13 protein-coding genes and 1 pseudogene are annotated in these 12,248 nt (G+C 71.4%); 3 read left to right on the top strand and 11 right to left on the bottom strand.

From position 1 onward, the window contains the following. Positions 1-10: 10 nt before the first annotated feature. Positions 11-985: a lysylphosphatidylglycerol synthase transmembrane domain-containing protein gene (locus tag ACZ39I_RS08710; RefSeq protein WP_451471447.1), complete on the bottom strand. Its 975-nt coding sequence runs from the start codon at positions 983-985 to the stop codon at positions 11-13. A gap of 150 nt (positions 986-1,135) precedes the next feature. Here ACZ39I_RS08710 and ACZ39I_RS08705 point away from each other — a divergent pair, with 150 nt between their 5' ends. Beyond that, positions 1,136-3,022, top strand: a complete 1,887-nt coding sequence (locus ACZ39I_RS08705; protein ID WP_467244360.1) for an ABC transporter ATP-binding protein — start codon at positions 1,136-1,138, stop codon at positions 3,020-3,022. A 93-nt stretch (positions 3,023-3,115) separates the two neighbouring features. Here ACZ39I_RS08705 and ACZ39I_RS08700 read toward each other — a convergent pair whose 3' ends face one another. The 9 genes and pseudogenes from ACZ39I_RS08700 to ACZ39I_RS08660 form a co-directional block, all read right to left on the bottom strand. Continuing rightward, positions 3,116-3,685 (bottom strand): hemerythrin domain-containing protein, encoded by a 570-nt coding sequence (locus ACZ39I_RS08700; protein ID WP_467243726.1) that lies wholly within the window; start codon positions 3,683-3,685, stop codon positions 3,116-3,118. A gap of 1 nt (position 3,686) precedes the next feature. Continuing rightward, positions 3,687-4,889, bottom strand: a complete 1,203-nt coding sequence (locus ACZ39I_RS08695; protein ID WP_467243725.1) for a hypothetical protein — start codon at positions 4,887-4,889, stop codon at positions 3,687-3,689. Positions 4,890-5,039: 150 nt separating this feature from the next. Continuing rightward, positions 5,040-6,485, bottom strand: coding sequence for a cytochrome c oxidase assembly protein (locus ACZ39I_RS08690; RefSeq protein WP_467243724.1), 1,446 nt, complete (start codon positions 6,483-6,485; stop codon positions 5,040-5,042). Then, positions 6,482-6,985 (bottom strand): DUF2243 domain-containing protein, encoded by a 504-nt coding sequence (locus ACZ39I_RS08685; protein WP_467243723.1) that lies wholly within the window; start codon positions 6,983-6,985, stop codon positions 6,482-6,484. Before ACZ39I_RS08685 ends, ACZ39I_RS08690 begins: the two co-directional genes overlap by 4 nt. Positions 6,986-6,999: 14 nt before the next feature. Further along, a pseudogene (locus tag ACZ39I_RS08680) lies at positions 7,000-7,290 on the bottom strand (aa3-type cytochrome oxidase subunit I); the annotation flags it as partial. Between the two features lie 84 nt (positions 7,291-7,374). Next, positions 7,375-7,560 (bottom strand): hypothetical protein, encoded by a 186-nt coding sequence (locus tag ACZ39I_RS08675; RefSeq protein WP_467243722.1) that lies wholly within the window; start codon positions 7,558-7,560, stop codon positions 7,375-7,377. 53 nt (positions 7,561-7,613) lie between these two features. After that, entirely contained in the window at positions 7,614-7,994 is a 381-nt protein-coding gene (locus tag ACZ39I_RS08670) for a hypothetical protein (protein ID WP_467243721.1), read from the bottom strand. Between the two features lie 46 nt (positions 7,995-8,040). Then, positions 8,041-8,652, bottom strand: coding sequence for a hypothetical protein (locus ACZ39I_RS08665; protein WP_467243720.1), 612 nt, complete (start codon positions 8,650-8,652; stop codon positions 8,041-8,043). Then, complete coding sequence (locus ACZ39I_RS08660; protein WP_467244359.1) at positions 8,649-9,359, bottom strand: YqjF family protein; 711 nt, start codon at positions 9,357-9,359, stop codon at positions 8,649-8,651. The genes ACZ39I_RS08665 and ACZ39I_RS08660 overlap by 4 nt, the downstream gene beginning before the upstream one ends. Positions 9,360-9,569: 210 nt before the next feature. Here ACZ39I_RS08660 and panD point away from each other — a divergent pair, with 210 nt between their 5' ends. Further along, positions 9,570-9,989, top strand: coding sequence for an aspartate 1-decarboxylase (gene panD, locus ACZ39I_RS08655; protein ID WP_467243719.1), 420 nt, complete (start codon positions 9,570-9,572; stop codon positions 9,987-9,989). A gap of 34 nt (positions 9,990-10,023) precedes the next feature. Further along, the gene (locus ACZ39I_RS08650) at positions 10,024-10,374 is read left to right on the top strand and encodes a GNAT family N-acetyltransferase (protein ID WP_467243718.1); all 351 of its coding nucleotides are present in this window, start codon (positions 10,024-10,026) and stop codon (positions 10,372-10,374) included. A 380-nt stretch (positions 10,375-10,754) separates the two neighbouring features. Here the strand turns inward: ACZ39I_RS08650 and gndA are convergent, their stop codons facing one another. Next, positions 10,755-12,194, bottom strand: a complete 1,440-nt coding sequence (gndA, locus tag ACZ39I_RS08645; RefSeq protein WP_467243717.1) for an NADP-dependent phosphogluconate dehydrogenase — start codon at positions 12,192-12,194, stop codon at positions 10,755-10,757. Between the last annotated feature and the right edge of the window lie 54 nt (positions 12,195-12,248).

Here is a 12,248-nt window from a genome sequence, read left to right as displayed (position 1 = left end):
AGCCAGAAGGTCAGATCACCTTCAGCCGCACCAGCGCACCCAGCGTCACCGCCCCCGGCACCAGCGGCACCCAGACCGTGATGATCCGGTACGCGAGCACCGCCGCCGTGGCCACGGAGGCCGGGCCGCCGGCCGCCACCAGCGCCATCACCAGGGCCGCCTCCACCGAGCCGACCCCGCCCGGCGTGGGTACCAGGGCCACCGCGCAGGTCGCCGCGAGGTACGCGAGGGCCACGTGCGCGGGCGGCACCGACAGCCCCAGCGCCTGCCCCACCGCGGCAAGCCCCGCCGCCTGGAGTGCCGGGAAGGCGAGCGAACCGCCCCACAGGGCCAGCGCCCGGGACGGCCGGGTGTGCACCGAGCGCGCCTCGCACAGCGCGGTCCGCAGGAAGGAGCCCACCGCCGTCCGCACCCGGCGGACACCGGCGAGGACGCCCACGGCCGCCACCAGTACCGCGCCCAGACCCAGCAGCAGCGGACCCACCGCGGTGTCGGGCAGCAGTGCGCCGAGCCGCAGCGCGTCCGGGAAGGCGATGAAGAGGGCGGTCAGCAGGGTGAGCCGGCCGATCGACTCCGCCAGCAGATACAGGGCCAGCGCGGCCGAGGCGCGGGTGAGCGGAACCCCGCACACGGTCATGAACCGCAGGTTGACCGCGCTCGCGCCGAGGCCCGTCGGCAGCAGATGGTTGGCCGCCCCGGCCGCGAACTGCGTGGCCAGCAGCCGCCGCCGGGGCAGCCGCTCCACGACGGCACCCTGCCGGGTGAAGGAGGCGGCCACCCACGTCAGACAGGTGGTGCCGACCGCGACCACGAGCCATGGCCACTCGGCGTGCCGCAGCTGACCGAAGCCCTCCGCGAGCACGGAACGGTGCTGCACCGCCACGACGGTGACCAGCAGGAGCGGGACCAGACACAGGATCTGGCGGATACGGCGGACGGGGAGGCGCTGGAGAGGGCGTCCCTGGGGGAGCTCTACCGCTGTCACACCGGGAGAGGCTGTCCCCGCCGCGCCAACGGCGGGTTGCGGAAGCGGGGCCAGGGTCTTACGTACGGTCATCGAGTCCTTCCGGCGGAGGGAAGATGGTCGGTCATTGACCTCAAGAACGCTTGAGGTCGTACGTTCTCTCCCATGAGCATGGAGACCACAGCCTGGACACAGCTGCACAGTGTCATGAACGCCGAGCAGGAACGCCGCCCGTTCGCCCGCGCGACGCTGCGCCGCATCGGCGCGTTCGCCCGCCCGCACCGTACCCGTATCGCCCGCTTCGTCGTACTCGGCGTGGCCACCGCGCTGCTCGCCGTGGCCACGCCCGTGCTGGCCGGCAAGGTCGTGGACGCGATCGTGTCGGGCGACGACGAGGGCAAGGTCGTACGTCTGGCCCTGCTCATCGCCCTCATCGCGGTCGCGGAGGCGGCGCTCGGCATCCTCGCCCGACGCCTGTCGTCCTCGCTCGGGGAGGGACTCATCCTCGATCTGCGCACGGCTGTGTTCGATCATGTGCAGCGCATGCCGGTCGCGTTCTTCACACGCACTCGTACGGGAGCGCTGGTCTCCCGTCTCAACAACGACGTCATCGGCGCCCAGCGTGCCTTCAGCAACACCCTGTCGGGCGTGGTCAGCAACCTGGTCACCCTGCTGCTGACCCTTGTGGTGATGCTCACCCTGTCCTGGCAGATCACCCTGCTCGCGCTAGCGCTGCTCCCGGTGTTCGTGATCCCCGCCCGGCGCATGGGCAGCAGGATGGCCCGGATGCAGCGGGAGGCGGCCACCCTCAACGCGGCCATGGGCACCAGGATGACCGAACGCTTCTCCGCGCCCGGCGCCACCCTGGTCAAGCTCTTCGGCCGCCCGGAGCAGGAGTCCGTCGAATTCGCGGCCCGGGCCCGCCAGGTCGCGGACATCGGCGTCCGCACGGCCACCGCCCAGTCGGTGTTCATCACCGCCCTGACCCTGGTCTCCGCCCTGGCCCTCGCCCTGGTCTACGGCCTCGGCGGCTGGTTCGCCCTGCGCGGCAGCCTGGAACCGGGCGCCGTGGTCTCCCTCGCGCTGCTCCTGACCCGCATGTACGCCCCGCTCACCGCCCTGGCCGGCGCCCGTGTCGAGGTGATGAGCGCGCTGGTGAGCTTCGAGCGGGTCTTCGAGGTACTGGACCTGAAGCCGCTGATCGCGGAGAAGCCGGACGCCCGTGAGGTACCCGAGGGACCGGTGGCCGTCGAGTTCTCCGACGTCCGCTTCGGCTACCCGTCCGCCGACAAGGTCTCCCTGGCCTCCCTGGAGGAGGTCGCCTCCCTCGACACCCGCGGTGGCGCCGAGGTCCTGCACGGCGTCTCCTTCCGCGCCGAACCCGGCCAGACCGTCGCCCTCGTCGGCTCGTCCGGCGCCGGCAAGTCGACCGTCGCGCAGCTGCTGCCGCGGCTCTACGACGTCGACGAGGGTGCCGTCCGCATCGGCGGCGTGGATGTCCGCGACCTGACCGCCGGTTCCCTGCGGGCCACCCTCGGCATGGTCACCCAGGACGGACACCTCTTCCACGACACCGTCCGCGCGAACCTGCTGCTGGCCCGCCCGGAGGCGACCGAGACGGAGCTGTGGGACGCGCTGCGCCGCTCCCGCCTGGAGGCTCTCGTACGGTCCCTGCCGGACGGACTCGACACCGTGGTCGGCGAACGCGGCTACCGGCTCTCCGGCGGCGAACGCCAGCGCATGACCATCGCCCGCCTCCTGCTGGCCCGCCAGCGCGTCGTCATCCTCGACGAGGCCACCGCCCATCTGGACAACACCTCGGAGGCCGCCGTCCAGGAGGCGCTCACGGAGGCGCTGGAGGGCAGGACGGCGATCGTGATCGCCCACCGTCTGTCCACCATCCGCACGGCCGACCTGATCCTGGTGGTCGAGGACGGGCGGATCGCGGAGCGGGGCACGCACGAGGAGCTCCTCGCCCTCGACGGCCGGTACGCCGAGCTCTACCGGACCCAGTTCACCTCACACGGTGAAGGGGCGACGCAGACCAGCGCGGCGTAGGGGCGGGAAACGTCGAACACCTGACTCCTGAGCCGCGGCCGTCACTGCCGAAGCCACAGCCCAGGGTCGTTCTGCCGGACAGGGCGGAGCCGGTCAACCGTCCTTGCCCATGGCCTTGCGTACGGCGTCCCGGGTGCGGTCGACCAGGGCGGCGACCGGCCCCAGGGCCATGTTCTTGACCGCCGACTCGGTCCCGGGGTGCGGGTGGGTCGGGGCCACGGCCTCGGCCGCCTTCAGGGCGGTGGCCATGGAGGCCAGGCGGGCCTTGTCCGCGTGGCGGCGGATGTGGTTGAACTCGTACCGCTCCTCGGCGCGGGCGTGCTTCATCACGTCCAGGCGCAGAGTCTGGAGCTCGGGCAGGAACTTGGGGTCGTCGGTGTCCATCCCGTCGAGCCGCGACAGCAGTTCCTTCGCCTCCCGCTCCTCGGCCAGCCGCTCGTCCGCCACCTTCGCGCCGTCCGGCACGGAGGAGCGGGTGAAGGGACGGATGACCTCCTCCTCGGCCGTCTCGTGCACGGCGAGAAGCTGGACGAGGTTCCGGAACGCCGCCCGGCGCTCGTCCCCGGCCGTCCGCTCCACCTCGTCGAAGAGGTTGCGGATGTCACCGTGCTGACGCATCAGCAGGGCCACGACATCGGCGTCGCTCGCCGCGATCCCGGCCATGTCAGCTCCTCTCCCGGGAGGCGAAGTCGGGGTGCTCGCCCTCCGTCTCGATGCGGTACTCGCGGCCGAACAGCTCCCGGTGCTGGGCCATCACCCGCTCGCTGGGCGGCTCCTCGCCCCCGTGGATCTGCTCCTGCATCTTCTCGAACCGCTCGTGGGCGTCCCGGACATAGCCGGTGCCCAGGGTCGTCAGATCCATCTGGGTGTCCAGCAGGCCCCGTACGAACTGCTTGTTCTCCTCGAAGGTCAGCACGTTCGGCAGCTCCGGAGCGAGGATCTCCTGGGGCTCACGGCCGTCGTGACGGCGCATCAGATCGCAGGCGATCCGCAGGTGTTCGAGCTCCATGTTCAGGTGCAGCTCCCAGATCGCCTTCACCTTGGGGTCGGGCTCCTGCTCCATGAAGGAGTGGTAGAGGTAGCACTCGTTGTACTCGTGGGTGACGAGCTGCTCCCACCACGACTCTCCCGGGTCGACCAGGGACTCGTAGTGGGTGACGTGCTCCTCCTCGATCAGCCCGATCTCCTGGTACAGCTGGCGGGCGATCGGCTCCATGTACTGGGGGCCGACGTTCATGTAGAAGTTCATCGTCTGCTGCTCGGCCGCCATGATGGTCAGCGCGTGCAGCCGGGAGAGCGGGTTGACCGTCGTACGGTCGTAGGGCTCGCGCACGTTGTCGGCCGGGTTGCGGTGGTGGAACTTGGTCGGCCGGCCCGGCATCACCTCAGTGAGCCCCTCGACGATCGACTCCGCCTTGCGGTGCTCGATCATCTCGTAGAGGTTGGCGTAGCGGTACAGGTGGTCGAAGTCCTCCAGGACACCGAACTCGTACGCCTGCTTCAGATACGGGTCGGGCTCGTGACGGGCGATCCAGCCGGTGAGGTCGACCGCCACCTGCTCGTAGGAGATGGTCGTCTCCAGAACCGAGGCGAGGCCGGGCAGCAGCCAGTTGACCACCTTCTGCTGCTGTTGCTCGATGTACCGGACCTCCGCCAGCTGCCGCTTGACGTCCAGGTCGGGACAGTGGCGGGCGAACTGGTGGCTGAAGAGGATCGCCTCGACCTCGATGCCGTTCATCGCGATGATGCGGCACTTGGTGTACGGGTCACCGTGGTCGGGGTCGACGGGCTCGACGTCGAGCTCACGCCAGTTGCGCAACTGACGGTCCAGAGGGATTCCTTGGTGTTCCAGGGGGTTGAAGCCCATGAGGTCTCCTAGGCTGTTGACCGGAACAGAGCCGCGCGAGTACCCGTGCCGATGCGGTGTAACCAAACGGTGAAGGCTGTGGTGGAACGGAATCGGCCAGACGGACGAGGGCCGTCCGCACCACGAGGTCAGGCCGACGAAACCACGAGGTCAGGCCGGCGAACTCGTGTCCGCCGTGGGTGTCGACGCCGGTTCCCGCCGGGTCGCCGGAAACAACAGCGTCGTCGCGACCCTGGCATGCAGCGAGTCCAATGTCTTGATCTGCCGCACCGCCCTGCGCAGCAACTCCTCCAGCCGGTCGGCGTCCAGACGCGAGTCCTGGGCCGACGCGGCGAGCAGCCCGCGCCACAGCGAGGCCTTGCCCTGCGCTCCCAGCCGCAGCGCTTCGAGCTCGATCAGCAGGGCGAGGCCGGAGCGGCGCAACAGGCGTCCGTTGGGCTTCAGCCGCGCGGCCTTCTCGCCCAGCCACGCCCCGTACGTCTTGTAGTGCCTGACGGGGACGTCGAGGTCGGCGAGGAGGCGTACCAGGGCCTGCCGGTCCTGGGAGATCTCCTTCCGCAGGCTCTCCAGGGTCTCCCCATAGGGCGAGCCGCGGTGCTCCTGTGCCATGCGACGGGCCAGTTCGACGCCCGCCGTCGCGCCGGCCAGGTGGTCGTTGAGGTAGATCGCCAGCCGTTTCTGCCGTGTCGGACCGTCGAGCGGGGTCCGTGCCGTCGTGTTCATGTTTCCCCTCCGGTTGCGGGAGTCCTGTGACGGCCTCCGAGTGCCCCGGCCGGGCCGGTCCACCACCTCGTCCTCGCATCCCCGGCGCCGACGGCGGGCCCGGGCCCTCCCGGCACCGGCGTACCAGGCCACCCCGATCAGGACGGCCAGCCCCGCTTCCGCGAGGTCGCCGCCGTAGTACATCCACTGGGCGCCGACACGCAGGTCAGCGCTGGTGAAGGCGGTGCCGGGCGGCGGCCGGGAGTAGAGCGTGCGAGCCAGCACGGCGTGCGCGGTCCCGGCGGCCAGAACGGTCGCGCCGCGCACGGCGAGACTCCAGCGGCGGCGCACCGGATCGAGCCCGCACACCGCGAAGGTGAACAGCAGGCTTGCCGCCGCCATGTGCACCTGTACCGCGCTGTGCAGCAGCGGCCGGTGCGCCGTCGCCGCGAACAGCTCCGTGCGGTACAGCAGCCACAGCCCGCCGACGTCCAGTACGGCAGCCAGGGGAGGGAAGAGCAGCAGCCCGACGGCACCGGAGTGCGCGAGGGCCACCAGGCGCCGCCGTACCCCGCCGGGGGCGAGGGCGCGCAGGGCGAGGGTGAGGGGATGCGCCGCGACGAACAGCAGGGGGGCCACCATGGCGACGACCAGGTGCCGTACCACGTGCTGGGTGAACGGCCCGCCCCACGGGTCGGCCAGTGTCGCCCAGGCCGTGCCCAGGCCTCCGGCCGCGAACGAGGCGTCCCGGGCCAGGGGCCAGGAGTCCCCGCGCCGCCGCAGCCGCCCCGCCGCCGCCAGATAGCCGACGGTCACCAGCAGCACGGCCGCGCCGACGACCAGTTCGGCCGGTCCGGGTCCCGCCGGCCCCGGGTGCACGTGCGCGGGAGTCATTCCGGGGGTTCGCCCTCGCCGTGCCGCCGCACCGCGCGCACGGCGAGGCCCGCGCCGATGAGCAGCAGGACCAGACCGGCGAGGTTCCAGGCCAGGTCATAGGGGGTGACGTCCACGCCGTAGCGGATCTGGTGCAGGCGCAGCAGCTTGTGGTCCACGATGCCGTCGAACAGCTGGAAGGCGCCCATGCCGAGGAAGAGGCCCGCCCAGGCGTGGGGCGCGGCGAGGGAGCCGCGTCGGCGCAGATCGGCGTAGAGGAAGAACCCGGCGCACAGGGCGAGCAGTTCGGCGGTGTGCAGAAGTCCGTCGGAGAGCAGGCCCGCACTTGTGGTGGCGCGGTCGTAGAAGTGGTGCCAGCCCAGGAGCTGGTGGAAGACGATCTCGTCGACGGCCGCTGTCACCGCCGCCCCGATCAGCGCGCACACGGCCATCGACCTGCGCGGCTCGACGCCGGAGGCGGGGGCGCTGTCCGGCCGGCCGGAGGTCCTCGTGGGTCTCATGGGCTCTGCCCTCCTCAGGGCCGTTCACCCTCGTGTCCCGGGGCGTCGATGGCGTCGCGTCTGCCGGAGTGCTGTTTCTGGTCGTGTCGGGCGATCTCGGGATGGTGGATGTCGAAGGCGGGGGATTCCGAGCGGATGCGGGGCAGGGCGGTGAAGTTGTGGCGTGGAGGTGGGCAGGAGGTGGACCATTCCAGGGAGCGGCCGTATCCCCAGGGGTCGTCGACCTCGATGCGCTCGCCGTACTTGGCGGTCTTCCAGACGTTGTAGAGGAAGGGCAGGGTGGACAGGCCCAGCAGGAACGCGCCGTGGAGTATTCGTGTAGGGCGCTGTGTAACCAGCCTGCCGAAGGCCATTCATCGAACTTTTCGCACGGCCCGGCAGGCTTCCTCTCAGGTACCGGCGGGGCCGCTCGCCTCGTCCGTGTTCTCGGTGTTCTCCGTGTCGTCCGTGTCGTCACCCTCCGCCTGCGAGGGCGTCGTCCGGGGCACGTCACGTCGGCCGGATGCCTCCTGCGCGGCGTCCGGCGTGGTCTCCTGGCGCTCGCCCTCCGCCTGGGACGGGGTCTGCTCACTCATGGTCGCCTCCCTCTCGGGGTTCGTGGTGCTCGTGCGGGTGGCCCCTCCGCCGCTCACGACGCCTTCCCGTCAGCGGCTCGCAGCCAGGCGCCGATCCAGCCGGTCTGCATCGCCGCGTCGAGGAGGTACGTCGGCCGGATCCGCCCCTTCGGTACATAGACCAGGTCCACGGCCAGCAGGGTCAGGGCGGTCCCGAGGCCGATGCGGCGGGCCTGGGCCGGGCCGTTCGGACCGGGAGCCGCGGCGAGCTGGGCGACGCCCGCGGAGACGAGCAGTCCGCCCGTCGTCATCTGCAGCCACACGTCCGTCTTCGGACCGAAGACCCACTCGAAACTGCGCAGATGCACCAGCGGCCACAGACCGCCCACGACGTTGAAGAGACCGTGCGTGACCGCGAGGGTGTCCGCCGTGCCCCGCGTGCTCGTCCTGCCCATGCGCCACTCCCTGTCCGGACGGCCGGGTACCCCCGGCGGGCGTCCCTCACTCCGGGGCCAGTTCCACCGTGGTCGTGACGCGGGTGAGGGAGGGTCTCCTCGGCACGGACCCGAACCCGAACCGTACGGGCGGGACGACGGGGGCCGCCGCACCGAGGTCGTCGCCCTCGAAGACCCCCGACACCGCGTCGATCGGCCGCAGGTCCCGGGCTCCGTACCACTCCCGGCGGCCCGCCCCCGCACTGCCACGGGTGCGCACACCGGGCAGCAGCACGCGGGCGGGAACGGAGATGAGCGTGCACCAGGCCGGCTGCCGGGCGAGCACACCGGGCACCGCACGCAGCAGCAGCCCGAGGAGTCGTCGGCGGCCCGCCGTGAAACGCAGGTCCAGCGGCCCGGCCGTGACACTCCAATTCCGGCCGGAGACCCGCACGTCGACCGGGACGACACGCACGGTGTCGAAGACGTACGTGCCGCTGACGAAGTCCGCCGTCTGCCGGGTGGGGGCGAGCAGCAGCCGTTCCCCGTCGGGCCGTTCCAGCATCACATCGCTGAACGGCCCGAACGGCGACCGCGGCCAGTGCCCCAGCACGACACGGGTCCCGGAGGCCGTGCCCAGGCCCGCGATCCAGCCGTCGAAGCGCAGCCGCCCGCTCATGGGAAAAGGGGCCGCGAAGGCCCGAGCCGGACGTGCTCGACCCCGGGGGAGAAGTGCACGACGGGCTCGTCGAGCGGGGCGGGCAGCCCCACCGCGGCGGTCAGCGTCTCCTCCAGCACATCGACGGCCGCCCCGGTCAGCGGCCACGGCTCGTGCTCCACCGGCGTCTCCAGCAGAACCCCCAACCGACGGGTGTACGCCCGCCACCGCGAGGTCAGCCACACGTCGCGCTCGGTCGGCCGGACGGGGTCACCGGGACGCACGTCCAGACGGTACGAGACGCGGCCGGCCCCTCGCGAGCCCGTGTACGACACGGTGTCGCCGTCCGTGGCGACGCACAGGTCGCCCAGCGTGTACGGCGCCCCGACGGCACGAGCCGCCAGCATCAGCGGGCAGGCCACCTCGATGGACAAAAACCAGATCCCGTCCCGTCCGTCCTCGCGCCGCACATAGGTCCGCAGGTTGGTCTCGGCGAACGTCGGGAGCCCGGGCACCGAGGCGGGGACACCCGGCGGGCGTACGTCCGCCATCACGAACGGCGTGAAACCCGCCCACGCCGCCCCGTCAAACTCGTCCACGGCCAGTTCCCGGGGCAGCAGAGCCTGCACGTCCTCCGGCCGGAACGGCCAGTGCACGAAGGTCTGCCGCAGCCACCGGGCCCGCAGGGCCGGCACCCGCACCCGCTGTTCCGCTCCGTAGGCCACCACGGGCGCCGGGTCCCCGCCCGAGGACGCCGGAAACGCACAGGCCACGGGGCGGGCCGTAACCGTCGGGGCCGGAGCGAGGCCCGCCCGGCTGTGGCGATGGTCACGAACTCCGCCGGGCCGAAGGCGGGACGCCGGACCCGCAGTAAAATCCCTCAACAGCCCTTGACCTGCAAAAACGCAGGCAGGGAGCCTACGTTCAGGAGTGCTCCGATGCTGCGCACCATGTTCAAGTCCAAGATCCACCGAGCCACCGTCACCCAGGCCGACCTGCACTACGTGGGATCGGTGACCATCGACGCGGATCTGCTCGAAGCCGCCGACCTGCTGCCCGGTGAGCTCGTCCACATCGTCGACATCACCAACGGCGCCCGGCTGGAGACGTACGTCATCAAGGGTGAGCGCGGTTCGGGGGTGATCGGTATCAACGGTGCCGCCGCCCATCTCGTCCACCCCGGAGATCTGGTGATCATCATCAGTTACGCTCAGGTGACCGACGCCGAGGCGCGGGCACTCGAACCCCGGGTCGTGCACGTGGACCGTGACAACCGCGTCGTCGCCCTGGGGGCCGATCCGTCCGAGCCGGTACCGGGTTCGGACCAGGAGCGCAGCCCGCAGGCGGTGCCGGCCTGACCTGCTCGACGACCTTCGGACCAGGAGCGTGCCCATGAGCGACATCGAGATCCGCGACGACCGACAGGCCGGACGGCTGGAGGCTTTCGGTCCCGGGGGAGGCGAAGTCGTCGGCCACATCCAGTACTTCGTCCTCGAATCGCCCGAGCGCGCCCTGGTCCCGGTCCACACCATCGTGGAACCGGCCCACGAGGGGCAGGGCATAGCGGGCTCCCTGGCCCGCGAGCTCTACGGCATCGCGGCTCGCGAGGGCGTCTTGGTCGCCCCGCTCTGCCCGTACGTCGTCAAGTGGGCCGAACGCCACCCCGACGAGGCCCCCGCGGCGAGCCCGGAGCTGCTTCGCGCGGCGAAGGAGTGGCTGGCGGCCCACCCCGAGGGGTTCTGAGACGAGAGCCCACCCGGGTGACTGCGGTTGCCGCCCACGGGTACGCGGGGGAGTAGTCCAGAGCCGACGTCGACCGACTGGCCGGAGGACCTCATGACCAACCCGTACCCCGACCCCGTCCCGCCGGGTCCCACTCCGGGCCCCGGCCCGGTCCCCACGCCTCCGGGCCCCACCCCGGAGCCCCCCTCACCCCCGGACCCGACTCCGGGACCGGGCCCAGGCCCGGTCCCCGACCCGTCGCCGTCCCCGGTCCCACCGGGCCCGGAGCCGGTGCCGAACCCCGAGCCGGGGCCACCGCTCAGCTGACGGCAACCACGTGAACACAGTGGAGGAGGGCCACCGGACGGTGGCCCTCCTCCATGTCGGAGCTCAGGCGACGCTCAGCCGGTCACCTCGGACCGGTCCCCGCCCCACAGCGTGTGGAACGAGCCGTCCCGGTCGGTGCGCCGGTAGGTGTGCGCTCCGAAGAAGTCCCGCTGCCCCTGCGTGAGCGCCGCGGGCAGCCGCTCGGCGCGCAGCGCGTCGTAGTAGGCCAGCGCCGCCGCGAAGCCGGGCGTCGGGACACCCTGGCGAGTCGCCGCGACGATGACCTCGCGCCAGTCGTCCTGGGCGTCGGCGATCTCCTGCGCGAAGGTGTCGTCGGAGAGCAGGCTCGGCAGGTCCGCGCGGGTGTCGTAGGCGGACCGGATGCGGTCCAGGAAGGCCGCGCGGATGATGCAGCCACCGCGCCAGATCGCCGAGACTGCACCCAGGTCGATGTCCCAGTCGTACTCCTCACGGGCCGCCGCGATCTCGTGGAAGCCCTGCGTGTACGACACGATCTTCGAGGCGTACAGCGCCTGCTCGACGCGGTCGGCGAAGGCACCCGCCTCCGACTCCGACAGCGGCGACGCCTTGGGCCCGGCCAGACCGCGGGACGCCTCCCGCAGCTCCGCGTGCCCCGACAGCGACCGCGCGAAGACCGCCTCCGCGATGCCCGACACCGGGACACCCAGGTCCAGGGCGATCTGCACGGTCCAGCGGCCGGTGCCCTTCTGCTCGGCCTGGTCCACCACGACGTCCACGAACGGCTTGCCGGTCGCCGCGTCCACGTGGGAGAGCACCTCGGCCGTGATCTCGATCAGGTACGAGTCCAGGCGGCCCGTGTTCCAGGTGCGGAAGATGTCGGCGATCTGGCTGGGGGAGTATCCGGCCACGTCCCGCAGCAACTGGTAGGCCTCGCCGATGAGTTGCATGTCGGCGTACTCGATGCCGTTGTGGACCATCTTCACGAAGTGCCCGGCACCGTCAGGACCGACGTGCGTCACGCAGGGCGCCCCGTCCGCGGCCTTCGCGGAGATCTTCTCCAGCATCGGGCCGAGAGAGTCGTACGACTCCTTCGGGCCGCCCGGCATGATGCTCGGTCCGTTGAGCGCGCCCTCCTCGCCGCCGGAGACGCCCATGCCCACGAAGTGGATGCCCTGCTCGCGCAGGTCGCGCTCCCGGCGCCGGGTGTCCGCGAAGTGCGCGTTGCCGCCGTCGATGATCATGTCGCCGGGCTCGAGCAGCGGCGCGAACTCCTCGATCACCGCGTCGGTCGGCTCACCGGCCTTCACCATGATGACCAGACGGCGGGGCCGCTCCAGCGCCGCCACGAACTCCTTGGCGGTCTCGGCCGCGATGAAGTCGCCCTCGGAGCCGAACTCCTCGACCAGGGCGTGCGTACGCGACGCGGTCCGGTTGTGGAGGGCGACCGTATAGCCGTTGCGGGCGAAGTTGCGGGCGAGGTTGCGGCCCATGACCGCGAGGCCCGTGACGCCGATCTGCGCTGTGTTGCTCATACCGCCTGCTCCCAAAAGATCCTGTGGATCGCGTAGGTCATGTATCGCTGCTGC

The organism is Streptomyces sp. NPDC024687 (assembly GCF_055559055.1).
Note: the sequence above shows the minus strand (reverse complement) of the source record. Positions and strands in the feature narration are given on the sequence as shown.

Excerpts from the sequence above, each read along its gene's own strand:
- ACZ39I_RS08705 (WP_467244360.1), top strand. The coding sequence starts at position 1,136 with ATGGAGACCACAGCCTGGACACAGCTGCACAGTGTCATGAACGCCGAG.
- ACZ39I_RS08700 (WP_467243726.1), bottom strand. The coding sequence starts at position 3,685 with ATGGCCGGGATCGCGGCGAGCGACGCCGATGTCGTGGCCCTGCTGATG.
- ACZ39I_RS08695 (WP_467243725.1), bottom strand. The coding sequence starts at position 4,889 with ATGGGCTTCAACCCCCTGGAACACCAAGGAATCCCTCTGGACCGTCAG.
- ACZ39I_RS08690 (WP_467243724.1), bottom strand. The coding sequence starts at position 6,485 with ATGACTCCCGCGCACGTGCACCCGGGGCCGGCGGGACCCGGACCGGCC.
- ACZ39I_RS08685 (WP_467243723.1), bottom strand. The coding sequence starts at position 6,985 with ATGAGACCCACGAGGACCTCCGGCCGGCCGGACAGCGCCCCCGCCTCC.
- ACZ39I_RS08675 (WP_467243722.1), bottom strand. The coding sequence starts at position 7,560 with ATGAGTGAGCAGACCCCGTCCCAGGCGGAGGGCGAGCGCCAGGAGACC.
- ACZ39I_RS08670 (WP_467243721.1), bottom strand. The coding sequence starts at position 7,994 with ATGGGCAGGACGAGCACGCGGGGCACGGCGGACACCCTCGCGGTCACG.
- ACZ39I_RS08665 (WP_467243720.1), bottom strand. The coding sequence starts at position 8,652 with ATGAGCGGGCGGCTGCGCTTCGACGGCTGGATCGCGGGCCTGGGCACG.
- panD (WP_467243719.1), top strand. The coding sequence starts at position 9,570 with ATGCTGCGCACCATGTTCAAGTCCAAGATCCACCGAGCCACCGTCACC.
- ACZ39I_RS08650 (WP_467243718.1), top strand. The coding sequence starts at position 10,024 with ATGAGCGACATCGAGATCCGCGACGACCGACAGGCCGGACGGCTGGAG.
- gndA (WP_467243717.1), bottom strand. The coding sequence starts at position 12,194 with ATGAGCAACACAGCGCAGATCGGCGTCACGGGCCTCGCGGTCATGGGC.